General features: G+C 73.9%; 24 protein-coding genes and 1 pseudogene. 16 read left to right on the plus strand and 9 right to left on the minus strand.

Annotated features, from left to right (window positions below; genetic code table 11):
• The first annotated feature begins 147 nt into the window (after positions 1-147).
• The 4 genes from FB454_RS25300 (at position 148) to FB454_RS25315 (ending at position 3817) form a co-directional block, all read left to right on the plus strand.
• Positions 148-405, plus strand: a complete 258-nt coding sequence (locus tag FB454_RS25300; protein WP_013285958.1) for a DUF397 domain-containing protein — start codon at positions 148-150, stop codon at positions 403-405.
• Between the two features lie 104 nt (positions 406-509).
• Positions 510-1397 carry a helix-turn-helix domain-containing protein gene (locus FB454_RS25305; protein ID WP_030269104.1) on the plus strand — a complete coding sequence of 296 codons (888 nt, stop codon included), beginning with the start codon at positions 510-512 and terminating at the stop codon, positions 1395-1397.
• A gap of 75 nt (positions 1398-1472) precedes the next feature.
• Positions 1473-2309 (plus strand): SAM-dependent methyltransferase, encoded by an 837-nt coding sequence (locus FB454_RS25310; protein WP_030269106.1) that lies wholly within the window; start codon positions 1473-1475, stop codon positions 2307-2309.
• 62 nt (positions 2310-2371) lie between these two features.
• Complete coding sequence (locus FB454_RS25315) at positions 2372-3817, plus strand: serine/threonine-protein kinase (protein ID WP_030269108.1); 1446 nt, start codon at positions 2372-2374, stop codon at positions 3815-3817.
• Between the two features lie 3 nt (positions 3818-3820).
• On the opposite strand, the gene FB454_RS25320 is transcribed toward FB454_RS25315, so the two are convergent.
• Positions 3821-4513 (minus strand): carbon-nitrogen hydrolase family protein, encoded by a 693-nt coding sequence (locus FB454_RS25320; RefSeq protein WP_145823646.1) that lies wholly within the window; start codon positions 4511-4513, stop codon positions 3821-3823.
• A 66-nt stretch (positions 4514-4579) separates the two neighbouring features.
• On the opposite strand from FB454_RS25320, the gene FB454_RS25325 reads away from it, so the two are divergent.
• On the plus strand, positions 4580-5353 hold the full coding sequence (locus FB454_RS25325) for a DedA family protein (RefSeq protein WP_013285963.1): 774 nt from the start codon (positions 4580-4582) through the stop codon (positions 5351-5353).
• A 7-nt stretch (positions 5354-5360) separates the two neighbouring features.
• Here the strand turns inward: FB454_RS25325 and FB454_RS25330 are convergent, their stop codons facing one another.
• Both FB454_RS25330 and gdhA read right to left on the minus strand, forming a co-directional pair.
• Positions 5361-6719, minus strand: coding sequence for an alpha/beta hydrolase family protein (locus FB454_RS25330; RefSeq protein WP_013285964.1), 1359 nt, complete (start codon positions 6717-6719; stop codon positions 5361-5363).
• A 152-nt stretch (positions 6720-6871) separates the two neighbouring features.
• Entirely contained in the window at positions 6872-8203 is a 1332-nt protein-coding gene (gene gdhA, locus FB454_RS25335; protein ID WP_013285965.1) for an NADP-specific glutamate dehydrogenase, read from the minus strand.
• A 92-nt stretch (positions 8204-8295) separates the two neighbouring features.
• Between gdhA and FB454_RS25340 the strand changes: the two genes are divergently transcribed.
• Genes FB454_RS25340 through FB454_RS25355 form a run of 4 tightly spaced genes read left to right on the plus strand, consistent with a single transcriptional unit; the run spans position 8296 to position 11202 of the window.
• The gene (locus FB454_RS25340) at positions 8296-8637 is read left to right on the plus strand and encodes a MazG-like family protein (RefSeq protein WP_013285966.1); all 342 of its coding nucleotides are present in this window, start codon (positions 8296-8298) and stop codon (positions 8635-8637) included.
• Between the two features lie 30 nt (positions 8638-8667).
• Positions 8668-9501, plus strand: a complete 834-nt coding sequence (locus tag FB454_RS25345) for a hypothetical protein (protein WP_013285967.1) — start codon at positions 8668-8670, stop codon at positions 9499-9501.
• 15 nt (positions 9502-9516) lie between these two features.
• On the plus strand, positions 9517-10488 hold the full coding sequence (locus FB454_RS25350; protein WP_013285968.1) for a pirin family protein: 972 nt from the start codon (positions 9517-9519) through the stop codon (positions 10486-10488).
• Positions 10489-10533: 45 nt separating this feature from the next.
• A complete protein-coding gene (locus tag FB454_RS25355; protein ID WP_013285969.1) occupies positions 10534-11202 on the plus strand; it encodes a hypothetical protein in 669 nt (222 codons plus the stop codon).
• Between the two features lie 321 nt (positions 11203-11523).
• On the opposite strand, the gene FB454_RS25360 is transcribed toward FB454_RS25355, so the two are convergent.
• On the minus strand, positions 11524-11793 hold the full coding sequence (locus tag FB454_RS25360) for a DUF2795 domain-containing protein (RefSeq protein WP_013285970.1): 270 nt from the start codon (positions 11791-11793) through the stop codon (positions 11524-11526).
• A 177-nt stretch (positions 11794-11970) separates the two neighbouring features.
• Here FB454_RS25360 and FB454_RS25365 point away from each other — a divergent pair, with 177 nt between their 5' ends.
• Complete coding sequence (locus FB454_RS25365; RefSeq protein WP_013285971.1) at positions 11971-12375, plus strand: DUF2267 domain-containing protein; 405 nt, start codon at positions 11971-11973, stop codon at positions 12373-12375.
• 12 nt (positions 12376-12387) lie between these two features.
• Here the strand turns inward: FB454_RS25365 and FB454_RS25370 are convergent, their stop codons facing one another.
• Positions 12388-13584, minus strand: coding sequence for a CaiB/BaiF CoA transferase family protein (locus FB454_RS25370; protein ID WP_013285972.1), 1197 nt, complete (start codon positions 13582-13584; stop codon positions 12388-12390).
• Positions 13585-13826: 242 nt separating this feature from the next.
• Between FB454_RS25370 and FB454_RS25375 the strand changes: the two genes are divergently transcribed.
• From FB454_RS25375 to FB454_RS35515, 4 genes and pseudogenes are all read left to right on the plus strand, one after another.
• Positions 13827-14861: a TerC/Alx family metal homeostasis membrane protein gene (locus FB454_RS25375; RefSeq protein WP_013285973.1), complete on the plus strand. Its 1035-nt coding sequence runs from the start codon at positions 13827-13829 to the stop codon at positions 14859-14861.
• Between the two features lie 50 nt (positions 14862-14911).
• Entirely contained in the window at positions 14912-15511 is a 600-nt protein-coding gene (locus FB454_RS25380; RefSeq protein WP_013285974.1) for a sulfite oxidase-like oxidoreductase, read from the plus strand.
• A 40-nt stretch (positions 15512-15551) separates the two neighbouring features.
• Positions 15552-16271 (plus strand): ferredoxin reductase, encoded by a 720-nt coding sequence (locus FB454_RS25385; RefSeq protein ID WP_174361792.1) that lies wholly within the window; start codon positions 15552-15554, stop codon positions 16269-16271.
• Positions 16272-16318: 47 nt separating this feature from the next.
• A pseudogene (locus tag FB454_RS35515) lies at positions 16319-16489 on the plus strand (DUF6510 family protein); the annotation flags it as partial.
• Here FB454_RS35515 and FB454_RS25390 read toward each other — a convergent pair.
• On the minus strand, positions 16415-18187 hold the full coding sequence (locus FB454_RS25390; RefSeq protein WP_013285976.1) for a glycosyltransferase family 2 protein: 1773 nt from the start codon (positions 18185-18187) through the stop codon (positions 16415-16417). The pseudogene FB454_RS35515 and the gene FB454_RS25390 overlap by 75 nt on opposite strands.
• 172 nt (positions 18188-18359) lie before the next feature.
• Entirely contained in the window at positions 18360-19013 is a 654-nt protein-coding gene (locus FB454_RS25395; protein WP_013285977.1) for a C39 family peptidase, read from the minus strand.
• A 1202-nt stretch (positions 19014-20215) separates the two neighbouring features.
• On the opposite strand from FB454_RS25395, the gene FB454_RS25400 reads away from it, so the two are divergent.
• Positions 20216-20743, plus strand: a complete 528-nt coding sequence (locus FB454_RS25400; protein ID WP_236619305.1) for a GNAT family N-acetyltransferase — start codon at positions 20216-20218, stop codon at positions 20741-20743.
• Positions 20744-20775: 32 nt separating this feature from the next.
• On the opposite strand, the gene FB454_RS25405 is transcribed toward FB454_RS25400, so the two are convergent.
• Positions 20776-22221: a M20/M25/M40 family metallo-hydrolase gene (locus FB454_RS25405; RefSeq protein WP_145823647.1), complete on the minus strand. Its 1446-nt coding sequence runs from the start codon at positions 22219-22221 to the stop codon at positions 20776-20778.
• Positions 22222-22321: 100 nt separating this feature from the next.
• Here FB454_RS25405 and FB454_RS25410 point away from each other — a divergent pair, with 100 nt between their 5' ends.
• Positions 22322-23620 carry an NAD(P)/FAD-dependent oxidoreductase gene (locus tag FB454_RS25410; RefSeq protein WP_013477041.1) on the plus strand — a complete coding sequence of 433 codons (1299 nt, stop codon included), beginning with the start codon at positions 22322-22324 and terminating at the stop codon, positions 23618-23620.
• Between the two features lie 27 nt (positions 23621-23647).
• Here the strand turns inward: FB454_RS25410 and FB454_RS25415 are convergent, their stop codons facing one another.
• Entirely contained in the window at positions 23648-24763 is a 1116-nt protein-coding gene (locus tag FB454_RS25415) for an AI-2E family transporter (RefSeq protein ID WP_091328359.1), read from the minus strand.
• Between the last annotated feature and the right edge of the window lie 15 nt (positions 24764-24778).

Consider the following 24778-nt stretch of genomic DNA (forward strand, 5'->3'; position numbering starts at 1 on the left):
GAACCGGCACACCGTATTTCGGTTATCATGCTCTCTGTCCATTGCAGATGCAATAGCAGATGCACGTGCATCTCACTCCTCAGTCGACAGACGTCGCCACCCACCGCTCCTCCCGCGGCCTCGGCTGGCTCATCCCGAAGGACGCCCATGCAGCAACCCCCGAACGGCGTGCCCGTGACCGAGTTGCCACCGATGCGCTGGTTGAAGAGCCGCCGCAGCAACCCCAGCGGCAACTGCGTCGAACTGGCCGAGTTGCCCGGCGGTGGTGGCATCGCGGTCCGCAACTCCCGGCACCCCGAGGGTCCGGCACTGATCTACACAGTGGACGAGATCGCCGCGTTCGTGCTCGGCGCCCGGGACGGCGACTTCGACCACCTGATCCCGCCGTCCCGTACACGGGACTGACTCCGTCCGTCCGGAGGAGTTCACCTCACTGTCGGTTCATGGCATGCTTACTCGTCGGTCCGGGAGGGTGCCCGGCCGGGGCGTCGGGATGCGAGGGCGGTCAGGTGGCGACGGTGCCCGTCGAGGGTGGTCCGACAAGCGGTCCGACAGTGCTGCGCATGCTGCTCGGCGGGCAGTTGCGCCGGCTGCGGGAGAGCGCCGGGGTCAGCCGCGAGACGGCCGGCTGGGAGATCCGCTCGTCGGAGTCGAAGATCAGCCGGATGGAGCTGGGCCGGGTCGGCTTCAAGGAGCGCGACGTGGCCGACCTGCTCACGCTCTACGGCGTCACCGCTCCGGAGGACCGTGACGCGCTGCTCAAGCTGGCCCGGGACGCGAACAGCCCGGGCTGGTGGCACCGCTACGGGGATGTGCTCCCCGCCTGGTTCCAGTCGTACCTGGGCCTGGAGGCGGCCGCCGCGCTGATCCGCACGTACGAGGTGCAGTTCGTGCCCGGCCTGTTGCAGACCGCCGCGTACGCCCGGGAGGTGATCCTGCTCGGCCACCGCAGCGCGTCGGCGGCGGAGCTGGACCGGCGGGTGGAGCTGCGGATGCAGCGCAAGGAACTGCTGCGACGCCCCAACCCGCCGCAGTTGTGGGCGGTGCTCGACGAGGCGGTGCTGCGCCGCCCGATCGGCGGCACCGCGGTGATGCGCGAGCAGATGGACGCGCTGATCGAGGCGACCTCGGGCCCGCACGTGCGGTTGCAGATCGTCCCGTTCGCCGCCGGCGGGCACGCCGCGGCCAGCGGCGCGTTCAGCATCCTGCGCTTCGGTGACGCCGACCTGCCCGACATCGTCTACATCGAGCAGCTCACCAGCGCGATCTACCTGGACAAGCGCGACGACCTCGACTTCTACGCCGAGGCGATGGAGAGGTTGTGCGTGGAGGCCGCGCCGCCGGAGCGGACCCCCGAGTTGCTGGCCCGCATGCGCGACGAGCTGTACCCGGCCTGAGCGGCGCGGCGCCGGGCAGTAGCATGACGGCGACCGGAGACAGTGGACGGTGGCACGCGAGTCGTGGAGGCGGCCTTGACCAGCGACGCACCAGGTACGGCACCCGAGTCGGGCCGGATCGACACCACGGTGGCGCATCCCGCCCGCCGGTACAACTACTGGCTCGGCGGCAAGGACAACTTCCAGGCCGACCGCGACTCCGGCGACGCGATGGCCGCCCGGTTCCCGACCATCCGGATCAGCGCGCTGGAGAACCGGCGGTTCCTGCGTCGCGCGGTGCGGCACCTGGCCGGCGAGGCGGGCATCCGGCAGTTCCTGGACATCGGCACCGGCATCCCCACCGCCGACAACACGCACGAGGTGGCGCAGTCGACCGACCCGCGCGCCCGGGTGGTCTACGTCGACAACGACCCGATCGTGCTGGCCCACGCCCGCGCGCTGCTCACCAGCTCGCCCGAGGGCGCCACCGCCTACCTCGACGCGGACCTGCGTGACCCGGAGCGCATCCTCGCCCACCCCGACCTGCGCCGCACGCTGGATCTCTCCCAGCCGGTGGCGTTGATGCTGCTGGCGGTGCTGCACTTCGTGCCCGACGGTGAAGATCCGTACGCGATCGTCGGCCGCCTGCTGGACGCGTTGCCCGCCGGCAGTTACCTGGCCGCCTCGCACGCCACCCACGACTACCTGCCGGAGGAGGTGGCCGCCGAGGCGAAGGCGGCGGCCCGCGGCGGCGGCCCGCACGGCGTGATCAACCTGCGCAGCCGGGAGGAGGTCGTGCGCTTCTTCGACGGCCTGGAGCTGGTCGAGCCGGGCGTCTGCTCGGTCGCCGAATGGCGCGCCGACGGCGAGCCCGAGCCGCGCCCGTCGGTGGTCGACGTCAGCATGTACGGCGGGGTCGCCCGCAAGCCCTGACCCGGGCCCTCGCGACGGGCGGTTGACGGGCACGGGGACCGGACGGGCAGACTGGAGGCATCATGTCGCCTTTCACGCCCGCCCTGCGCCTGCACGACCGATATGTCCTGCGCGAACGCATCGGCCTCGGCGGGATGTCCGAGGTGTGGCGCGCCGACGACGAGGTGCTGCACCGGCCCGTCGCGGTCAAGGCCCTCGCCGGGCAGCTCGCCGCCGATCCGCAACTGCGGGCGGTCATCCAGCGCGAGGCCCGCGCGGCGGCGCGGCTCACCCACCCGCACGTGACCCAGGTGTACGACTACGGCGAGGCGACGCTGGACGGCGGCGTCGTGGTCCCGTACCTGGTGATGGAGCTGGTGGAGGGCCAGACGCTCGCCGACCGGCTGGCCGGCGGGCCGCTGGCCTGGCCGGACGCGGTCCGCACGGCCGGGCAGGTCGCCGGGGCGCTGGCCGCGGCGCACCGGATCGGCGTGGTGCACCGCGACGTCAAGCCGGCGAACGTGATGCTCACCGAGACCGGCGCTAAGGTGCTCGACTTCGGCATCGCCGCGCCCGCCGGCCCGCACCCGGTCACCGGGCAGACCGGCGCGCTGCTGATGGGCACTCCCGCCTACTTCGCCCCGGAACGGCTCGACCCCGGCCCGGCGAACCCGGCCGGCGACGTGTACGCGCTCGGCGTGCTGCTGTACCGCAGCCTCACCGGTCAGGCGCCGCTGCCGGTGCGCAGCTGGGACGACGTGCTGGACGTGCGGCGCAACCGGCCGCCGGTCCCGCCGCTGCGGGTGCCCGGCCTGCCGCCGGAGATCGCCGACCTGGTCCTGGCCTGCCTGGCGGCGGACCCGGAGCGGCGGCCCACCGCGGCTCGGCTCGCCGACCGGCTCGGCGCGGGCCGCCCGGTGGACCCGCCGACCGCGATCCTGCCCACAGTGGCGCCGGTGGCGCACCCGCCCACCCTCGTCGAGCGGTCCCCGGCCGCCGCGTCCCGCCCGGTCCCGCCGGCACGTCCCGTCGCGCCGCCGCGCCCGGCGGTCTCGTCGAACCGGCTGCTCGGGCTGCTCGTCGCCGGTGCCGTGGTGCTGCTGCTCGCGGTGGTCGGCTCGCTGGTGTGGGGCGACGGCTCCGGCACGCCGCCGGCCGCCGCGCCCACCGCCGGCCCGTCGACGCGTGCCGCCGAACCGCCCGCCCCGGAGCCCAGCAGTGCCGCGCCGACGTCGGCGGCAGCCGAGCCGGTGACGCTGCGTCAGCTCGGCGACCGGTTCGGTGAGCTGCTCGACCGGGCCGAGGCGATCGGGCTGATCGACCGCAAGACCGCCGACGACCTGCGGAAGAAGGCCGCCGAGCTGGACCGGGGCAAGCCGAAGGACCGCGACAAGCGGGTCGAGGACCTGCGGGAGAAGATCGAGGACGCGGCCGAGGACGACAAGATCGATCCGGTCACCGCCGCCGCGCTGCGCAAGCTGATCGACGGCTACGAACGGCTGCGCGGCGGCGGCGCCGACGAAGGCTGACCGTCAGTGCAGCGTCCCGGTGACCACCTCGCCGATGCCCGTGCCGGCGCGGACCACCGGCTCACCCGCCGGTGACCAGATCCCGGAACCACCCGCGGCCCGCGCGTACCCGCCTCCGGTCGAGCCGGCGAAACTGGCCGTCGCCACCCACACGCCGTGCTCGGCGGCGACGCGGCGGGCACGTTCGTCCGGCACGGCCGCGTCGTCGGCCGACTCGAGCACCCCGGCCAGGTAGGCGTCCGCGCCGAGCGCCACAGTGGCCGCCGCGTGCTCCGGCGTCCCCGTGTCCTTGCACACCGCCAGCCCCAGCCGCCAGCCGTCCACATCGAGCACCGCCGGCTCCCGGCCCGGTCGCATGTGCCGCGGCTCCGCGCCACCCAGGAACATCTTCCGGTACGCGACCCGCACGCCCTCCGCGTCGATCACGAGCACCCCGATGTGCGGGCCGGGCACCGGCGCCCCGGCCAGCGCCAGCGTGCCGGTCTCGGCGCAGGCCGCCCGCAGAGGCGCGAGCCTCGGGTCGGCCGGGTCCAGCGGCGCGGCGGTCAGCTCGTACCCGGTCAGCGACATCTCCGGGAAGACCACCACGCGCGCCCCGGCGGCGCGTACCGCGTCGGCGTGCCGGGCGGCGTTGCCCTCGACGTCGTGGGAGCGGGTCAGCGGCTGGGCGACGGCGATCCGCAACGGCGTACGCATGACGTACACGATAATGGTTTCCATGACGCGTGGTCGTCCGCGGCTTCGCCCCGTAACGTTGGTCCGATGATCGGAAACGCACAGCTGCTCGCCGTCCCCCGGGCGAGCACCGCGCGGGCCGCGGAACCGTCCGGCGACGGAGTAGCCGGCTGGGTCACCGGCCTGATGGAACGGCTCGGTGGGCCGGGCGCCGGCCTCGCGGTGGCCCTGGAGAACCTGTTCCCGCCCATCCCCAGCGAGGTGATCCTGCCGCTGGCCGGCTTCACCGCGAGCCAGGGCCGGATGAGCCTGGCCGGCGCCATCTTCTGGACCACGCTCGGGTCGATCGTGGGCGCGCTGGCGCTGTACTACATCGGCGCGGCCCTCGGGCGGGACCGGATGCGCGCCCTGGCCGCGCGGCTGCCGCTGATCAAGCTGGAGGACGTGGACCGCACCGAGGCGTGGTTCCTGCGCCACGGCGTCAAGGCGGTGTTCTTCGGCCGGATGATTCCGATCTTCCGCAGTCTCATCTCCATCCCGGCCGGAGTGGAACGGATGCCGGTTCCGGTATTCCTGCTCTACACCGCGCTGGGCAGCCTGATCTGGAACACCACGTTCGTGCTCGCCGGTTACCTGCTCGGCGAGCAGTGGCACGTGGTCGAGGCGTACGCGGGCACGTTCCAGAAGGTCGTCATCGTGGCCGTGGTGGCCGGTGTCTGCTGGTTCGTGGTCAGCCGCGTCCGCCGCTCCCGCCGCACCGCCGGGGACGTGCCGCAGGAGGCGGAGGCGCCGCCGGAGCCGCAGCCGACCCCGCAGGGCACCGTCTACCGGGGCGGCTGGTACTCCCGGGCGGAGGACTGAGGCAGGGTCAGCACGGCGGGTAGAGCGGGCGGGTGCCGGCGCCGGCGGCCCGGGCGGCGTGGTCGCTGAACCGGCAGCCGAAGTCCGGTGCCGCCACCGCACGCCGGTCGGTGACCGCGTCACCGGCCGGCCGCTTGTCGGTGCGGACCCAGCGGACCAGGTCGTCCCAGGCGGCGCCGGCCTCGGCCGGGCTGAACTCGCAGTGCTGCGCGGTGCGCACCGCCCGCTGCACGAGCAGCCGGGACCGGCCGTGCCGGGCCACGTCCCGGGCGTACGCCTGCTCCATACTGAACGGCACGAACAGGTCGCCGAGCCCGTGCAGGCTCAGCACCGGCGCGGTGGGCCGCCCGGCGATCCGGGGCACCTCGGTCAGGCCGGGCGCGAGCCGCTGGCGCAGGTTCTCCGGCGCGACCCGCTGCACCGTGGCGTTGAGGTTCACCGGCTGGTTCGGCGTGTACCTGGTGAACAGGTTCGTGGCGAGCTGGCCGGGCCGCCGGGCGGGGGAGCCGTCCGCCTCGCCGACGGCGATGCCGAACAGGAAGTCCTTCCACACCGCGAACGCGGCGTCGGCGCCCGGCCGCGGCCCGCCGGAACGGTCCACGGTGACCGCGCGCAGCTGCTTGCCCAGCGCATTGGTGGTGTCCGCGCCGCCCGGGGTCAGCCCGGCGAGGCCGAGCGTGACCTGGATCCGGGGCACCGCCGAGGTCAGGTAGTCGGGCGGCGTCGGGTACGCGCGCACCCCGGCCAGCGCCTGCGCGACCAGGTTGTAGTCCAGGAAGAAGTCGAACAGCTCCTGGTCGCCGAGCACCCCGCACATCGGCAGCGCCCCGGCGTAGTAGCCCGGGTACTGCTCCAGCGACCGGCCGATGACGTGACCGCCCATCGAGACGCCGGCGATCAGTACCCGGTGCGGGCGCCGGACGGTACGGCTGAACAGGTCGGCCAGGGCGCGGGTGCCGCGAACGCCGGAGCGCACGTCGTAGCCGTTGCGGTCGTACGACGACGACGCCCACGCGTACCCCTGCGCCACCAGGCGCTGCCGCAGGTCGAAGCCGGGCGGCTCCGGCGACAGCTCGGTGCCCTGGCCGCGGTAGCCGTGCGCCCACATCACCAGCTCGCCGTTCCAGCGCGCCGGGATCTCGATGACGTACCCGGCGTTGGCGTGCACGCCCTGCCGCACGGTGGTGGCGGCCCCGCCGACCACGAGCGGCGGCAGCGGCGGGTTGACGATGGTGTAGCCGGGCAGCGGGCCGCTGCCGTCGTCGCGGCCGGTGGCGGCGGCGGGGGCCGCGCCGGTGAGGCCGAGCGTCAGCGCGAGGGCCGCGCCGACGGCGAGCAGCCGGCGACGGACGGGTGAGGGCTGCATCGCTGCTCCCCGGGGGACGGGTGCCACCCCGGGACGGGGGTGACGACGCGGGACGGATGCCTACCGGCCGGTAGCGCCCTGAACCTAGGCCGGGCGTCGAGAGCTGTCAATCGCTGACCGACCGCTCCGCCGGCGTCCGTCCCGCGGACCGCTCAGACCAGGCCGTGCGCCAGCATCGCCTCGGCCACCCGCCGGAACCCCTGGATGTTCGCCCCGGCCACGTAGTCGCCGGGCAGGCCGAACTCCTCGGCGGTCGCCCAGCACCTGTCGTGCACGTCCCGCATGATCTCGCGCAACCGCTGCTCCGACTCGCCGAACGTCCACGTGTCGCGGCTGGCGTTCTGCTGCATCTCCAGCCCGCTCACCGCCACCCCGCCGGCGTTGGCGGCCTTGCCCGGGGCGAACCGCACCCCGGCCCGGCCGAGGATCCGCACCGCCTCCGGCGTGGTGGGCATGTTCGCCCCCTCCACCACCGCGACGCAGCCGCCCGCTACCAGCGCGGCCGCCTCCGCGCCGCCGATCTCGTTCTGCGTGGCGCAGGGCAGCGCCAGGTCGCAGGGCACCTCCCACACGTTGCGGTCCGCGACCGCCACCGCGTTGCGCGCGTGCTCCGCGTACTCGGCCAGCCGTCCCCGGCGCTGCTCCTTCAGCTCGCGCAGCAACGCCAGGTCGATGCCCTTCTCGTCGACCACGTAGCCGCCGGAGTCCGAGCACGCCACCACGGTGCCGCCGAGCTGGTGCACCTTCTCGATCGCGTAGATGGCCACGTTGCCGGAGCCGGACACCACGACCCGCTTGCCCTCCAGGCTGTCCCCGGCCTGGCGGAGCATGTCGTCGGCGAAGAACACCGCCCCGTACCCGGTCGCCTCCCGGCGCACCTGCGCGCCCCCGTACGCCAGGCCCTTGCCGGTGAGCACGCCCGCGTCGTACCGGTTGGTGATGCGCTTGTACTGCCCGAACAGGTAGCCGATCTCCCGGCCGCCCACCCCGATGTCACCTGCGGGCACGTCGGTCTGCGGGCCGATGTGCCGGTACAGCTCGGTCATGAAGCTCTGGCAGAACCGCATCACCTCGCGGTCGGAGCGGCCCTTCGGGTCGAAGTCCGCGCCGCCCTTGCCGCCGCCGATGGACAGCCCGGTCAGCGCGTTCTTGAAGATCTGCTCGAACCCGAGGAACTTCACGATGCCCAGGTAGACCGACGGGTGGAAGCGCAGGCCGCCCTTGAACGGGCCGAGCGCGCTGTTGAACTCCACCCGGAACCCGCGGTTGACCCGCACCCGGCCCCGGTCGTCCTCCCACGGCACGCGGAAGATGACCTGCCGCTCCGGTTCGCAGACGCGCTCGACCACCTCGGCGTACTCCGGATGCCGGGCCAGGGCCGGACCGATGCTCTCCAGCACCTCGCGGACCGCCTGGTGGAACTCGGGCTCTCCCGGGTTCCGGGCGACCACGCCGGCGAACACCGATTCGACGATCTCCGGCATCACGGGCACCTCCTCTCGCCTGGGACGCAGGCCCTCCGGCCTGCGTCGCCCCAGGATACGAACGGTGTGCGGGGTGCGGTTCACTGGTCCGCGTGGACGCCACCATCTGGACGACGGCGCGGGACGCGCGCGCCTGGCTCGACGCCGCGAACGGCCGCGGCGACACCGAACTGACCTGTCGCATCCTCAAGATCGGCGAGGAGGCCGGCGAGGTCGCCGCGGCCTGGATCGGCCTGCTCGGGCAGAACCCGCGCAAGGGGGTGACGCACACCCGCGAGGAGGTCGCCGCCGAGCTGGCCGACGTGGCGTTCACCGCGCTGGTCGCCATCGAGAGCCTCGGTCTGGACGCGCACGCCGTGCTGGCCGCGTGCGCCGGCAAGGTGCGCTCGCGTACCGGAGTGGGAATGAACCGAGACGCCGACGCAGACGTATGACCCGATGGGGACCGGCGAGAGGGGACGACCATGACCGCATCCGAGGACGACCCCGGCCTGGCCAGGCCCCGCTGGTCCGGCGGAGCCCGGCTGCTCGCGGCGGCGGCGGTGCTGGTGGTGGTGCTCGGCGCGGTGGCCGTGGCGGTGACGCTGTCCAACCCGGCCCGTCTCGGCGTGGTCTTCTCCGGCGGCGCCCCGCCGTCGCCCGCTCCCGGCGGCGGCTCCGGCGGGGCGGGCGCCGCCGAGGTGGCCGGCGCCGAGACGCTCGCCGCGCCCCGCGACAACCGGCAGCGCGCCCAGTTCGAGCTGGTCGACGGGCTGACCCGGTTCACGCTGCGGGCCGCCGACCTCGGCGACGACCTCTACCGGATCGGCGCGCCGGACGGCTCGGGTGTGACGCCCCGCCCGCAGCTCGTGGGCGACCGGGTCCGGCTGCGGATCGAGGAGAACGGCCGCCCCGGCCCGGCCGCCGTCGAGGTGGTGCTCAACTCCCGGGTCACCTGGCGGCTGCGGCTGCTCGGCGGCGTCAGCGAGCAGCGGCTCGACCTGGGCGAGGCCCGGCTCGCCGGGATCGACCTGGTCGGCGGCGCGTCGCGTACCCGGCTGCTGCTGCCCCGGCTCGACGGCTCGCTCACCGTCCGGATGACCGGCGGGGTCAGCGAACTCACGGTCACCGTGCCCGGCGGGCCGCCGGCCCGGGTGCGGGTGGCCTCCGGCGCCGGCTCCCTGACCCTGTACGACCAGCGTCGCGGCGGGATCGCCGCCGGTGACCTGGTCAGCTCACCGGGCTGGGACCGGGCTGCCGACCGGCTCTACCTCGACCTGGTCGGGGGCGCGAACGCGGTGAGCGTCACCGCGGAGTGAGCGTACAGTCGGGCGGTGGACCGCACCGAATCCCTGCCCGCGCAGACGCTCCCGCCGGGCGTCGGCCCGACCGACCCGGGCAGCGTGCTGCTGCCCGGCCACGACGTCCCGCTCGGCCGCTACACCACTGTGCGCCGGCTGCTGCCGCAGCGGCAGCGCCGGATGGTCGGCGCCTGGTGCTTCGTCGACCACTTCGGGCCCGACGACGTGGCCGACCGGCCCGGCATGGAGGTGCCGCCGCACCCGCACACCGGGCTGCAGACCGTCACCTGGCTGCTCGACGGGGAGATCCTGCACCGCGACAGCCTCGGCAACGTCCAGCCCATCCGCCCGGGCCAGCTCAACGTGATGACCTCCGGGCGCGGCATCGCCCACTCCGAGCGTTCCCCGCTGGTCCACCCGCCGCTGATGCACGGCGTGCAGCTGTGGGTGGCGCTGCCCGACCCGGCCCGTGCCGGTGACCCGGACTTCGCCCACCACGCCGACCTGCCCCGCTTCCGCGACGCCGACCTGGACGTCACGCTGCTCGTCGGCGACCTCGGCGGGGAACGCTCGCCCGCCGTCGTGCACACCCCGCTGGTCGGCGCGCAGATCGAGGTCCGCGGGCCGGCGCCGGCCACGCTGCCGCTGCGCCCGGACTTCGAGTACGGGCTGCTGGCCATGTCCGGTGCCGCCGAGTGCGACGGCACGGCGCTGGCCCCCGGCGCGCTGCTCTACCTGGGCCTCGGCCGGAACGCGCTGACGCTGCGCGCCGAGCCGGGCACCCGGCTGCTGCTGCTCGGCGGCACCCCGTTCGAGGAGCCGCTGGTGATGTGGTGGAACTTCGTCGGCCGCTCGCACGAGGAGGTGGTGGCCGCCCGGGAGGACTGGATGGCCGGCCGCCGCTTCGGCGTGGTCGCCGACGACGCGGCGCCGCCGCTGCCCGCGCCCGCGCTGCCCACCACCCGGCTCAAGGCCCGTGATCGCGGCGGTGACGTCCGCGGCTGACCGTCGTACCCCGAATGCCGCGCCGTCACCGGGGTAGTCGGCGGCATGCCGACAACCACCGCCCCGCGCGACGTCGCGGACAAGAAGCGGCTCGCCCGCCGGCTCGCCGGAGACGGCCGCGGGTTCGCCGAGTGCTTCGGGTTCCGGGTGACCAACAACCCGGCCCAGTTGTTCCAGGTGCTGTACCTGGCCGTTCTGCTGGCCCGCCGGGGCGACTTCCACCGGTCCGTCGACGCGGCCACCGCGCTGCGCGACGCCGGGTGGGACACCGCGGCCCGGATGGCCCGCTCCCGCCACGAGGACCGGGTACGCGTGCTGCGCGCCGCCGGACTGCGCGGTGACCTGCCCGCGATCGCCGACACCCTCGGCGACCTGGCCCGCACGATCGTCGAGACGTACCGGGGTGACCTGCGCCGACTGCGGACCGCCGCGCACCAGGATGCGGGCGAGGAACGGCGGCTGCTGACCGCGCTGCCCGGAGTGGACGACGAGGTGTGCGACCTGTTCCTGCGCGAAGCGCAGGCGCTGTGGCGTGAGGCGGCGCCGGTGGCCGACCGGCGGGCGCTCGCGGCGGCCCGCCGGCTCGGGCTGGGCCGTACCGCGCGCGACCTCGCCGGACTGACCGGCAGCGGCGAGTCGGAGCAACTGTCGTGGCTGGTCGGAGCGCTGGCGCGAGTGGACCTGGAGCGGCGGTACGCCGAGGTGACCGCCTGAGCGCACACGTGCGCCCGGACACACTTCCGCGATTCTCACCCGTTCGGCTGATGTCGCGTCGTATGATGATCGTGGCAGCGATGCCCGCCCGGTTCGGGCGAACATCTCACCGCTGCGCGGTCGCGACCCGGTTCGGGCGTGAACCGCGGAGGACAGGTGCTGCGTGGCGCCCCAGGTCGCGGTTCGTGACCCGGGGCGCTCGCCTGTCCGGGCACGCCGACCCGCCACAGGGCAGCGCCCACGCGCGACAGTCGTACGCCGGGCCTGTTTCCGCACGCGCAGAGGCCGGCGGCCGTGTCGCCCGCCGGCCCGACGCCGTACTCAGATGCCGCGCAGGTGTTGCGAGACGCGCGGGTGGTTGTCGCGGGCCTGCGCCGCGCGCTGCGACCGGCTCACCTCGGGAGCCGCGTCGATGCCGGCCGACCGGGCCACCTCGGTGCCGTTGGCGTAGTCCACCGGGGGCAGAGCGCGCAGCGCCCGCAACACGTCCGGCGGCGCGCCCTCCCGTTCCGCCTCGCGGATGACGTCGTCCTTGCCGGCCGGGTAGTCCAGCGCGGACAGGTAATCAAGGACATCCGTGTAACTCGCCATGGGTCGGGCTCCTCGTGGCAGTAGTCGGGGTCATGACCGGGCGGCGGTTACCCGTCGCGCCGCCGCTCACGCCCGCGAGCGCGGAAATCCCGCCCCCGTCTCGCGCCGGTGACCGGCGCCGTTTCCGGCGCGCCGTCGCGGGTAGCCGCGGTGGGCGCACCGAAGGGGGTACCACGCATGCACTACCTGACCTTCGTGAGCCGGGTCGCCCGGCTCACCGGCACCAGCGAGGACCGGGCCGCCACGCTCACCGGGGCCACACTGGAGACGTTCGCCGAGCGGCTGACCGGCGGCGAGGTGCTGGACCTGGCCGCGCAGCTGCCGAAGCCACTCCAGGGGCTGCTCAGCCCGTATCCGCGCGACGAGGCCGCGGAACGGTTCGGCGCGGCGGAGTTCGTCGCCCGGGTCGCCCGCCGGGCCGACTGCGACGAGAACACCGCCCGGGACGCGGTACGCGCGGTGTTCGTCACGATGCGCGAGGCGATCCGCGGCGGGGAGTTCCAGGAGGTCGTGGTCCAGTTTCCGCGCGACTACCGGGACATGGTGGAACCGGCCCTCGCCCCGGCCGCCGCGCGCCGCTGAACCGGCGGCCGGTCAGCCGATCACACCGGCGGCGCGCAGAGCGGCGATCCGGCCGGCGTCGATCCCGGCACCGGCGAGCACCTCGTCGGTGTGCTCGCCCGGCGACGGTGGCGGGCGCCGGACAGAGGTCGGGGTGGCCGAGAAGCGCGGTGCGGGAGCGGGCTGGGTGACGCCGTCCGGCGCCACGAAGACCTCGCGTGCCCGCAGGTGCGGATGCTCCGGTGCCTCGGCCCAGTCGAGCACCGGCGCCACGCAGGCGTCCGTGCCGGCCAGCAGCTCCGTCCACTCGTCCCGGGTACGGGTGCGGAACAGCCGCGCCCAGGCCGCCCGCAGCGCCGGCCAGTTCGCCGGATCGTCCCGGTCCAGCGCCTCACCGCCGACCGCCGCGCCGGCGTCCTGCGGGCCGTCGCCGCCGTCGGGCGGGAAGCCGGTGAGCCGGACCAGTTCGGCGTAGAACTGCGGCTCCAGCGCGCCCACCGCCACGTACCGCCCGTCGGCGCACTCGTACGTGTCGTAGAAGGGCGCGCCGCCGTCGAGGAGGTTCACCCCGCGCGGGTCCTGCCACAGGCCGATGCCGCGCAGCGCGTGGATCTGGGTGGCCAGCACCGACACGCCGTCCACGATGGCCGCGTCGACCACCTGGCCGGGTGCGCCGCCGCGTACCGCGTACAGCGCGGCGACCACGCCGAGCGCCAGCATCATGCCCCCGCCGCCGTAGTCGCCGAGCAGGTTCATCGGCGGCACCGGGCGTTCCCCGGCCCGGCCCACGCCGTGCAGCGCGCCGGTCAGCGCCAGGTAGTCGATGTCGTGCCCGGCGCGCTGCGCCAGCGGCCCGTCCTGCCCCCAGCCGGTCATCCGCCCGTACACCAGCTTGGGGTTGGCGGCGAGGCAGTCGTCCGGGCCGAGGCCGAGTCGTTCGGTCACCCCCGGCCGGAAGCCCTCCACCAGCGCGTCCGCGCCGGCGACCAGGTCGAGCACCAGGTCACGCCCCTCGGGCTGCTTGAGGTCGACGGCGATCGAGCGGCGATTGCGGTTCAGCAGGTCGCCGGGGAAGGCGCCGAACCCGCCGCCGCCGGGCCGGTCGACGCGCACCACGTCGGCGCCGAGGTCGGCCAGCATCATCGACGCGAACGGACCGGGGCCGATCCCGGCCAGCTCGATCACCCGTACGCCGGTCAGTGGTCCCTGGTTGGTCACCCGCGTCACCATAGGGTGCCCGGTGACCTGGCGCCATGCCCTCCACCACCGCACAGCGGTTGACCAGGGCAATCAACCGTGTCCCGACTTGGCGTCCGGTCCGGCGGTGACCTAGCCTTGTGCAGGCGAGGGGAGTACTTCCCACGAATCATTCCGGTCAGTACGGCAAGCCGCCGAGGCGAGCCCCGGGTGGTTGCCCACGAAAACGTGGGTGAAGGAGACCTCGAACATGACACGGTGTTCGAGGAGGCTCCATGCCCGAATTGTCGCCCCTGGCCGCGGCCGGGTTGTCGTCTGTCGGCACGCCCACGCTGTGGGTCGTGACGATCGTCGGCGTGCTCGTCCTGCTGGTGCTCGACTTCCTGGTCACCAGAAAGCCGCACGAGGTCTCGATCCGTGAGGCCCTGGGCTGGTCGGCCTTCTACATCGCCCTGCCGCTGGCCTTCGGCGCCTGGATCTGGTCCCGCTACGGCAGCCAGCAGGGCATCGAGTACCTCACCGGTTACCTGGTCGAGAAGTCCCTCTCGGTCGACAACCTGTTCGTCTTCATGCTGCTGCTGGCCGCGTTCGCGGTGCCCGCCGTGCTCGCCCAGCGGGTGCTGCTCTACGGCATCGCGGGCGCCCTGGTGCTGCGCGGTGTGTTCATCGCGCTCGGCGCCGCCGCGCTCCAGACGCTCGACTTCGCCTTCCTGCTGTTCGCGCTCATCCTGATCGCCACCGCGGTCAAGCTGCTGCGCGACGCCCTCTCCGGGCACGAGCAGGAGGTCGACATCAACAAGATGCGGTCGGTACGCCTGCTCCGCAAGATCATGCCGGTGGTCGACGACTACCACGGCACCCGGATGACGATCCGGCAGGGCGGCCGGCGGGCGCTCACCCCGTTCGCGCTCGTCGTGGTCGCCGTGCTGGCCACGGACATCGTGTTCGCCGTCGACTCGGTGCCGGCCGTCTACGGCATCACCGAGGACCCGTACCTGGTCTTCGCCACCAACGCCTTCGCGTTGCTGGGCCTGCGGGCGCTCTACTTCGTGCTGCACGCCGCGCTGAGCCGCCTCGTGCACCTCAGCTACGGCCTGGCCGCCATCCTGGCGTTCATCGGCGTCAAGCTCGGCCTGCACTGGGCGCACGGCATCTGGGAAGGCGTGCCGGAGATCCCGACGCTCGCCTCGCTCGGCGTGATCATCGGTGTCCTGGTGATCGTCACCATCACCAGCCTGCGGGCCACCCGCAACAGCGGCGACGGCAAGCGCACCGTCGTGCACGAGGTGCAGGGTGGAGGTTCCGCCTGACTCGGTGGGAACCCCTGCCCCGGCGGGACCGGCGGTGGTACGACTGACGGGTGGGAATCGTCTCGCCCGGCTTCCAGGGCCGGCCCCGTACGTCCGCGCCCGACCTGCCGCCGGGGCAGTACCTCACCGAGGACTTCCCGGTGCTCTCCGCGGGCCCGACGCCGCGCGTGCCGCTGGACACCTGGGAGTTCGTGCTGACCAGCGAGACCGGCGCGGAGTACCGCTGGTCCTGGGACGAGATGATGGGCCTGCCGCAGGACACCCCGACTGTGGACCTGCACTGCGTCACCCGCTGGTCCAAGCTCGGCACCACCTGGCAGGGCGTCTCCCTGGACACGCTGCTCGACGGCGTCGACACCGAGGCCCGGTACGCGCTGGCGCACTCCTACGGCGGCTACACCACCAACCTGCCGCTCGACGACCTGCGCGGCGGTCGGGCCTGGGTGGTGCACACGTACGACGGGGGGCCGCTGCCGGCCGAGCACGGCGGACCGGCGCGGCTGCTCGTGCCGCACCTGTACCTGTGGAAGTCGGCCAAGTGGGTGCACGGCATCCGGCTGCTCGCCGACGACCGGCCCGGCTTCTGGGAGACCGCCGGCTACCACGACTACGGCGACCCGTGGCGCGAGCAGCGCTACCAGGGCGACTGAGGTGACGGCCCAGGCCGAGGGCCGCCGCGTCGCGCCGCTGATGTGGCGGGTCGCCCGGCTGGTCGAGCGGCGGATCGAGACGCCCACCGCGCAGACGCTGGTGCTGGACGTGCCCGGCTGGCCCGGGCACCTGCCCGGGCAGCACGTCGACCTGCGCCTCACCGCCGAGGACGGCTACCAGGCCGCCCGGTCGTACTCGCTGGCCGGCCCCGCCGACGGCGAGCGGATCGAGGTGACGGTGCAGCGGGTGCCCGACGGCGAGGTGTCGCCGTACCTGACCGACACCTACGCCGAGGGCGATCCGCTGGAGGTACGCGGCCCGGTCGGCGGCTGGTTCGTCTGGCGTACCGACGACACCGCGCCGGTGCTGCTCGTGGGCGGCGGATCCGGCGTGGTGCCGCTGATGGCGATGATCCGCGCGCGCCGCGCCGCGGGCAGCCGCACGCCGTTCCGGCTCGTCTACTCGGTGCGCACCCCCGACGACGTCATCTACTCCGACGAGCTGCGCCGCCGCGCGCGCGACGACCAGGGCCTCGACGTCGCGTACGTCTACACCAGGTCCGCGCCCGAGGGCTGGCGCGGCGAGCCGCACCGGATCGGCCTGGCCGACGTGAACAGCCACGGCTGGCCGCCCGACCTGGAGCCGCTGTGCTACGTGTGCGGCCCCACCGGATTCGTGGAGACCGTGGCCGACCTGCTGGTGGGGCTGGGTCACCCGACCCGGCGCGTGCGGACCGAACGGTTCGGCCCGACCGGCTGAGAACCCGAGGAGGGCGTATGACCGACCTGTCCTACGTGGACGGCAACATGCTCGACGGGCCGTTGCGTGAGTTGTTCGCCGTCGACCTGAGCGCCACCACCGGCCGCTGCGACACCTGCGGGACGACCGGCCCGATGGCCGGGCTACACGTCTACTCGCACGCCCCGGGCCTGGTCGGGCGCTGCCCCGCCTGCACCGGGGTGATGGTGCGGCTGGTCCGCGCGCCGCAGCGGGCCTGGCTGGACCTGCGCGGCACCACGTACCTCCAGGTGCCCATGCCGGCCGAGCAGGGTTTCCGGGCCGCGCCCTGACGTCTGCGCCGTTACTGGACCGCGCCTGCCGCGCCGGCGCAGCCGCCCGACGAGCTGACCCACCGTCACCGGCACCACGGAGAGCACGAGCTGACCGTTGCGCGGGTCGACTGTCGCCGCCACCCCGTACAGCCGGGCGCCGTGCCGCAGCAGCCGGGGCCGCCCGGCGGCGAGCCGGGGCGCGCGCACCGCGGCCCCGCCGCGCCCGTGACCGCCGTCCACCTCGGCGCGGACCGGATGGCGCTGCCCGCTGGCGGAGCTTGCCGCCAGGAGCCGGTCGAGTGCGAAGTCCGTGCGGAGCGTGCGGCCGGTCGGATCGCCGGCGTCCATCCGGGTGGCGCCCACGACCGGACCGGCCAGCATCCGCACCGGCCCGGCCTCCGTGGCGAACCGGGGGTACGGGCTGCGCGTCGTCACCGTCAACGTGTGCCCGTCGACCCAGCTCACGTCGACGGTGTCCAGCCGCGCCAGCCAGTCGGCGCGCACGTCGGTGACGTCGGTCCACCGGGCCGGGGCACCCGGGTAGCCCGCGTGCCAGCGGTCACCGGCGAACACCGTCGCCGGCACGCCCCGGCCGCTGTCCTGCTCGATCACCGCCAGCAGGTCGTCGACTCCGCCCGCGGTCACCGCGCCCAGGCGCAGCCGGGCCTCGATGTCGAGCCGGTCCCGCAGACCGTCGGTGACGTGCCGCCGCACCAGCCGCGCGACCGTCGCGTGCACCCGCTCCTGCGCGGCCCGGTCCAGGTGCCGGAAGTCGTCGCCGACGAGGTTCGCCAGTTCCAGCCCGGCGTGACGGCGCAGCACCGCGTCCCGGCGCTCCCCGGCGGGGATCAGGTCGGCCACGTACGCGAACAGCCGCTCCACGCTGACCAGGCGCTGCTCGACCCGGCTGTGGTAGGTGATGTTGCGGGCGTCCAGCCGGCGCACCGCGTGGTAGTAGTCGTAGTCGGCGAGCACCGAGATCCGGCGGGCGTGGTAGCAGGCGGCGAGCGTGAACGGCTGGTCGCTGAGCACCGGCATGTCCTCCGGGAACCGCAGCCCGAGCCGGTCCACGAGGTCGCGCCGGAACAGCTTCGTGTTCGCCAGCGACCAGGGCAGCGCCGAGTCGAACAGGCTCACGTCGACCGCGTTGCCGTCGGCGAACACGTCGGAGAACACGTGCCGGCCGTTGACCCCGACCACCTTGCCGAGCACCACGTCCGAGCCGTACCGGTCGGCGGCGGCGATCAGACGCTCGAGGGCCTCCGGACCGAGCCGGTCGTCCGAGCCGAGGAAGAAGACGTACCGGCCGGTGGCCAGGTCCAGTCCCCGGTTGCAGGGCGACGCCGGGCCACCGGAGTTGGGCTGGTGGACCACCCGCACCGTGCCGGGGTGCTTCGCGGCGTACCGGTCCAGCAGGCGGCCGCTGCCGTCGGTGGACCCGTCGTCCACCGCCACGATCTCCATCCGGCCCGGCCCGATCGTCTGCCGCAGCACCGAGTCGAGGCAGGACCGCAGGTAGCGCAGCGTGTTGTAGACAGGCACGACCACGCTCACGTCGGGGCGGCTCGGCGCGGCTGGGCGGGGCGTGGTCGGTGGGCGGTGCGTCGCCTCCTCGGCTGCCACAGCTGCTCCTTCACGGTCGCCCGGACGATCCGGCGCGACCCAGCGTGGTGGAGCGAGCCGTCCGGGTGACGACACCGGCGTGACGGCGAGGTGACCGGAAGGCAGCCGTTGGATACGCGCGAAAGGGCCCGACCCCGTGGTGGGGGTCGGGCCCTTCGTCATGGTCGTTCGGTCAGGAGCTGTAGCCGCGGCTGGCGATCCAGCGGGCGAGCTCGTCGACGTCCATCCGGTAGGAGGCCTGGTTCGGGTTGGCCGAGTCGGCGATCGTCACGACCTTGCCGCCGTCGCGGTAGCCGACCACGCTGATGTAGTGGCCACCCTCGAAGGAGTGGGCGTTGCCGTCGGTGTCGGTGGCGGTGCCGGCGATGTTGGCCACCACGGCACGGCCGTCGTCGACGGTCTTGACCACGTCGGCGCGCAGCTTGTCGACCTTGTCGCGGTCGCGGGCCTTGTCCACGGGGATCTCGGTGGACTTGTAGACGTCCTTACCGGTCTCCTTGTTCAGCACCGGGGTGATGTCGTTGATGGAGTTGGTGCCGGCCTCGGTGGTGCCCATCTCCTCGGCCATGGCGTGCACGTCGATGTTCTTGCCCTGCACGCTCAGCGCGTTACGGGCGGCGGCGGGGCCGCAGAAGTAGAAGTTGGGCTGCGCCTCGTAGCGCACGTCGAGTTCCCGCTCGCCGTGGCCCTTGCGGTCGGCCACCACGCTCGTGGTGCCGGTGGTGGGGGCGGCATGGGCGGCGATGGCGGGGCCGGCGATGCCACCAGCGGTGGCGACGACACCAGCAGCGGTCAGAACGGTCTTGCGCAGCAGAGTGGTAGCCATGATGGTTGCCTCCCTGAAGTGGGGGATGACGCGGCAAAGGGGGGGATGCCGCGAGGGGGAAAGTCTTGGGGGTGCCCGTGGAGAGAGGGCTGGCACGCGGGCGGCTCGGAGGGCCTGCTCTACGCGGCTCGGGGATGTAACGACCTGCGGACCGGGGTCATTCCCGCCGACCGTGGCTCACCCGGTCGGGGCGGTACGGCCCGATGGGGCCTGTCCGGCGGCGTGGCCTCGCGGTTCGGCCCGGTGGATGTAACGACCGGCGGGCCGGGGTCATTCCGTGGCTCTCGGCCGGGGCGACGACCTGGGGGAGGTAACGGCGTCCGGCCGGCGGCCATTCCGGGGGACGGCGGGGTGCCCGTCGTCCGGGGATGTAACGACGACCGGGCCGGGCCGATTCCCTGACCTATCCGGGCGCCCCTGGCGGGCCGGTGCCCGGCGCTCGACCTGGTGCCTGGGCCGTCAGCCATGTACAACGCCTCGCGCCCGCCACCGATTCCACCCCCACGGTGGCACCGACCACAGCCCCGCCAGGCTCAGCGCAGCGAACCGGACACCGCGGACCGAACCACCCGACCGGGTGCCGATGGTCCCGTCCGAGGCGCGGACGGATCCGTCCGAGGTCAGCCTCGACGCCGGTCGTCACAGCTCCACCCCGCCCGCCCACGCGATCTTGGTTTGGTGCCCGGCGAACCTCGCAAAGCGGGCATACCTGGGGCGCCAAGTGCAAGATCGAGTGGGCACGTCGGTCCGTCACCTGTGCCGCACAGGAGCCAAAAGGTGCCGTGCGGGGCTACAAGGCGTCGTTCCCGCACAATGAGATCGGCAGGCCACATCATGGGAGCCGGGGAGATCTTGGTACGAAAGGGCCCCCATGAGGGCCGTTTCCTACCAAGATCTACGGGCCCCGCCTGGGGCGAGGCGGAAGCGGCGTCGCGGCCCGCCTTCCCGGGGCGGTGGACCGGCCGGGACGGGCGGCACGTCGGGGCCGGGGCGGGCGGCCTCACGTCGGTGCCGGGGCAGGCGGCCTCACGTCCGGGCTGGGACGGGTCGCCTCACGTCGGGGCGGGACAGGGGGCGGGGAGGTCGTGCCGGAAGTGGGCGCCGGCGCGGAAACGCGCACTCCGGACGCGGCGGGCCGTGTGGCGGAGGGGGAGTGCACCCCCGGATGCGGTGGGGTGGACGCGGTGGCGGAGAGTGGCGCTGTGCGATATCTGCGCAGTGACGGACGCGTCGCCATCCGCCGTCCCCGTCCGGCTGACGAGGCGGAGTTCGTCGCCGCCGTCCGGCGCAGCCGCGACCTGCACCATCCGTGGCTCTCAGCGCCCGATGACGCGCAGCGCTACGCGGCGTACCTGCGCAAGATCCGGGGGCGGGACAGCGCCGGGTTCCTGTTCTGCGACCGGGCCACCGGGCAGATCGCCGGATACGCGAACATCAGCGGCATCGTGCTGGGCGCGCTGCGCGGCGGCTACCTCGGATACGCGGCGTTCCGCCCGTACGCGGGCACCGGGCACGCCTCGGCCGGGGTGCGGCTGGTGATCGAGTACGCGTTCGGGCCGCTCGGTCTGCACCGGCTGGAGGCGAACATCCAGCCCGGCAACGAGCCGTCGAAGCGGCTGGCGCGCCGGCTCGGCTTCCGGCTGGAGGGGTTCTCCCCGGACTACCTGTTCATCGACGGCGCGTGGCGCGACCACGAACGCTGGGCGATCACCGCCCCGGCGCCGGACTGAGTGCGGCGCCGGAGGATGGTGACCGGCCGGTCTCAGCTGCCGGGCTTCGGGAAGGCGACCGGGCTGCGGTGCCCGTCCCGGTCGACCGCCCGTACGCCGAAGAACACGTTGTCCTTGGACAGGTCGATGGTCACCTCGGTGACGTCGCCGACCGGCAGCACCTTCTGCCACTGGTCGGCGGTGGTCTCCCGCCACACCACCTCGTACCCGGCCAGGTCCGGCTCGGGCCCGCGCTGCCACCGCAACGTGGTGTCGTTGGTCAGGTTCGTGGTCACCACGGTGACGCCCTTGGGTGTGCCGGGCGCCTGGGCCAGTGACCACAGCGTCGCGGCGTTCACCCGGACCACCCGGGTGATGTAGCCGAAGTCGCAGAACTCCGGCAGGTCGCCGTACTGCACCCCGTCGACGACCCGCACGTCCTGGTGCTGGTGGGCGAAGTCCTCGTTCGGCTCGGTGAACCGGCCGGCCGGCCAGCCCTCGCGCAGGAACGAGATGTGGTCGCTGCCGCGCAGGTAGCGGTCCCGCCGGTAGATGACGCGCACGTCCATGCCGGTGGCGGAGTTCCCGGCCACGTCGGTGACGAACCGGGCGAGCTGCCGCGACGGCGAGTCGTTCTCGCCGCCGACGGACTGCCGCACGCTCGCCTCGGCCGGGGTCTCGGCGGTCGGCACGCCCTCGGCGAACAACCGCACGGTACGCGGGTCGCGCGTGCCGTCGTCGGCGGTGCTGGACCCGACGATGTCGTTGCTGAACATGGCCTGGACATCGGCGCCGGCCGCCTTCAACTGCGAGGCGAGGTACGCCGAGCCGTACAGTCCCTGCTCCTCGGCTGCGACGGCGGCGAGCACGATGGTGGCCTCGGTGCGGCGGGTGGACAGCACCCGGGCCAGCTCCATCACCACCGCCACGCCGGAGGCGTCGTCGTCCGCGCCTGGTGCGTCGCTGACCGCGTCCATCACGTCGGTCGCCCGGGAGTCGTAGTGGCCGGTGATGACGTACACCCGCTCGGGCGTGACGTCGCCGCGCAGGGTCGCCACCACGTTGGTGATGGTGGTCGGGACGGGGATGCGGGAGGCGGGCTGCTGGACGTACGACTGGAGTTCGACAGTCATCCGGCCGCCGGACGCGGCCGCGTACCCGGAGAGCTGGGCGTGGATCCAGTCGCGGGCGGCGCCGATGCCGCGTACCGGATCGGTCTGGCTGGACAGGGTGTGGCGGGTGCCGAACGCGGCGAGCCGGCGCACGACGGCCTCGATCCGGCGGCCGTCGATCTCGCGCAGCAGCGCGGTCAGCTCGCGGCCGGGCCGCTGCGGCCGGGCCGGACGGCCCGGGCCCGGGGGAGTGCCGGTCGCGGCGGCGGCCGGGGCGGCGGTGAGCGGGGTGGCGACGGCGGCGGCGGTGGCCGCGGCGGAGGCGGTGAGGAAGGTACGCCGGCTGGACCTCGTGGGCCGACCCTCGGCGGTCTCGTGGTTTCCCATCCCGGCATCCTCGCGCCGATCACGAGGAATGTCCATATAGCCGTTGATGGATGGATCACGGGCACGTTTGTCGCAGGTCTGCCCGGGAACGGCAGCAGGCATGACGAAACCACGGGTGGTGATCGTGGGGGCCGGGTTCGCCGGGTACCACGCGGCCAAGACGTTGCGCCGACTGGCCCGCGACCGGGCCGAGATCGTCCTGCTGAACACGACCGACTACTTCCTCTACCTGCCGCTGCTGCCCGAGGTGGCGGCAGGTGTGGTCGAGCCGACCCGGATCGCGGTGCCGCTCGCCGGCACGCTCGACGGCGTCCGCGTGGTGATCGGCGAGGCCGACCGGGTCGACCTGCAGAACCGGTGGGTCGGCTACCGCTCCGTCGAGGGCGACCACGGGCAGCTCGCGTACGACCGGCTCGTGCTCAGCGTGGGCAGCGTCAACAAGCTGCTGCCGATCCCCGGCGTGACCGAGTACGCCCACGGCTTCCGCGGCCTGCCCGAGGCGCTGTTCCTGCACGACCACGTGGTCCGGCAGGTCGAGCTGGCCGAGCTGACCCAGGACCCGGCCGAGCAGCGGGCCCGCACCACGTTCGTGGTGGTCGGTGCCGGCTACACCGGCACCGAGGTGGCCGCGCACGGGCAGCTGTTCACCGACCGGCTGATGGCCCAGCGTCCGCACCTGAAGGTCCGGCCGCGCTGGATGCTGCTGGACGTGGCGCCCCGGGTGCTGCCCGAACTGGACCGGCGGATGTCGGTCACCGCCGACCGGGTGCTGCGCAAACGCGGCGTGGACGTGCGGATGGGCACCTCGGTCGCCGAGGCCACCCCGGACGGGGTGATGCTCACCGACGGCGAGTACGTCCCGACGTGCAGCCTCGTCTGGTGCGTGGGCGTACGCCCCGACCCGTTCGTGGCCGAACTGGGCCTGCGCACCGAGAAGGGCCGGCTGGTGGTCGACGAGTTCCTCAACGTCCCCGGCTACCCCGAGGTGTTCGCCTGCGGCGACGCCGCCGCCGTGCCCGACCCGACCCGCCCCGGGCAGGTGTGCGCGATGACCGCGCAGCACGCCCAGCGGCAGGGCAAGCTGGCCGCGCACAACATCGCCGCCTCGTACGGTCAGGGCGTGCGCAAGTCGTACAAGCACCATGACCTGGGCTGGGTGGTGGACCTGGGCGGCAAGGACGCGGCGGCGAACCCGCTGAAGGTGCCGCTCGCAGGGCTGCCGGCCAAGGCCGTCACCCGCGGCTACCACCTGCTGGCCATGCCCGGTAACCGGCCCCGGGTCGCGGCGGACTGGGCGCTGGACGCGACGCTGCCCCGGCCCGCCGTGCAGCTCGGGCTGGTCCCCGCGAACGCGGTGCCGCTGGAGAGCGAGTCACCGGAGCTGGCCCGCCGCCACTGATCGCCGCACGCACCCGCCGGCCGGCTCTCACCCGCCGGCCGGCGGCCGTTCCGGTGCTCCGGCGCTACCGGCCGCACCTGGGTCGGCCGGTTCGCCGTCGGCGGGCTGCGGCAGCGCCTGCCGCCCGGCGGGCGCGAACTCGCGCAGCAGCACCTGGACGATGCCGGCGGCCGGGATCGCCAGCAGCGCCCCCACCAGCCCGGCCAGCTCGACCGACAGCAGCACGCTGACCAGCACCGTCAGCGGGTTCAACCGGACCGCGCGGCCCATGATGACCGGTTGCAGCAGATGGTTCTCCACCTGCTGGTAGACCACGAAGAAGACCAGCACGACGAGGCCGGCGGTGGGGGAGTGCAGGAACGCCGCGCCGGCCGCGGCGAGCGCGCCGAGCGTGGCGCCGACGAGCGGGATCAGGTCGAACACGGCGACCGTCAGCGCGATCACCGCGGCGAACGGCACACCGAGCAGGAACAGTACGACGAACGTCAGACCGCCGCAGATCACGCTGATCAGCAGGTTGCCGCTCAGGTAGCCGGTGACGATCCGGGACGAGTCACGCCCGATCCGCCGCAGCCGCGCCGCCGCGCCGTCGCCGGTGAGCCGCAGCGTGGCGGCCACGATCTTCGGCGCCTCCAGGACCATCAGGTACGCCAGCACCACCACGGTGACCAGCGCGGCGACCGCCTGGGCCACGCTGCGGACCACCCCTACCGTGGGGTCGCCGAGCCGGGCGCCGTACCGGCGCAGCTGGCCGGGTTCGGCGTAGCGGAGCAGGTGGAAGCGGTCCAGCAGCCGCCCGAGCGGCCCCTGCCCGGCCTGCGCCTCGCGTACGATGTCCGGCGCCCGGTCGGCGAAGCGGCCCACCTCGTCCACCAGCGGCACCACGATCAGCGCGCCGACGGCGGCGAACAGCGCGAACGCGGCCAGGAACACCAGCAGCGTGGCGAGCGCGCGGCGGCGTACCCGACGTTCGAGACGGTCCACGAGCGGTTTGAGGGCGACCGCGAAGAACACCGCCACCAGTCCCCACACCAGCACCCGCCGGGTGGCCCAGACCAGCGCGAGCCCGACCCCGGTGGCGAGGACCAGACCGATCACGATCAGCGTCCGGCGCGCGATGGACCGATCGTCGGCGGCGCTCATCCGGCGCGGCTACCC

It is taken from the genome of Micromonospora sp. CNZ297 (assembly GCF_007827625.1).

Coding starts and splice junctions, on each gene's coding strand:
- FB454_RS25385 (WP_174361792.1), top strand. CDS start 15,552: ATGTGGCGGGTCGCCCGGCTGGTCGAGCGGCGGATCGAGACGCCCACC.
- FB454_RS25360 (WP_013285970.1), bottom strand. CDS start 11,793: ATGGCGAGTTACACGGATGTCCTTGATTACCTGTCCGCGCTGGACTAC.
- FB454_RS25375 (WP_013285973.1), top strand. CDS start 13,827: ATGCCCGAATTGTCGCCCCTGGCCGCGGCCGGGTTGTCGTCTGTCGGC.
- FB454_RS25365 (WP_013285971.1), top strand. CDS start 11,971: ATGCACTACCTGACCTTCGTGAGCCGGGTCGCCCGGCTCACCGGCACC.
- FB454_RS25330 (WP_013285964.1), bottom strand. CDS start 6,719: ATGCAGCCCTCACCCGTCCGTCGCCGGCTGCTCGCCGTCGGCGCGGCC.
- FB454_RS25415 (WP_091328359.1), bottom strand. CDS start 24,763: ATGAGCGCCGCCGACGATCGGTCCATCGCGCGCCGGACGCTGATCGTG.
- FB454_RS25315 (WP_030269108.1), top strand. CDS start 2,372: ATGTCGCCTTTCACGCCCGCCCTGCGCCTGCACGACCGATATGTCCTG.
- FB454_RS25355 (WP_013285969.1), top strand. CDS start 10,534: ATGCCGACAACCACCGCCCCGCGCGACGTCGCGGACAAGAAGCGGCTC.
- FB454_RS25345 (WP_013285967.1), top strand. CDS start 8,668: ATGACCGCATCCGAGGACGACCCCGGCCTGGCCAGGCCCCGCTGGTCC.
- FB454_RS25370 (WP_013285972.1), bottom strand. CDS start 13,584: ATGGTGACGCGGGTGACCAACCAGGGACCACTGACCGGCGTACGGGTG.
- FB454_RS25410 (WP_013477041.1), top strand. CDS start 22,322: ATGACGAAACCACGGGTGGTGATCGTGGGGGCCGGGTTCGCCGGGTAC.
- FB454_RS25300 (WP_013285958.1), top strand. CDS start 148: ATGCAGCAACCCCCGAACGGCGTGCCCGTGACCGAGTTGCCACCGATG.
- FB454_RS25405 (WP_145823647.1), bottom strand. CDS start 22,221: ATGGGAAACCACGAGACCGCCGAGGGTCGGCCCACGAGGTCCAGCCGG.
- gdhA (WP_013285965.1), bottom strand. CDS start 8,203: ATGCCGGAGATCGTCGAATCGGTGTTCGCCGGCGTGGTCGCCCGGAAC.
- FB454_RS25395 (WP_013285977.1), bottom strand. CDS start 19,013: ATGGCTACCACTCTGCTGCGCAAGACCGTTCTGACCGCTGCTGGTGTC.
- FB454_RS25320 (WP_145823646.1), bottom strand. CDS start 4,513: ATGCGTACGCCGTTGCGGATCGCCGTCGCCCAGCCGCTGACCCGCTCC.
- FB454_RS25325 (WP_013285963.1), top strand. CDS start 4,580: ATGATCGGAAACGCACAGCTGCTCGCCGTCCCCCGGGCGAGCACCGCG.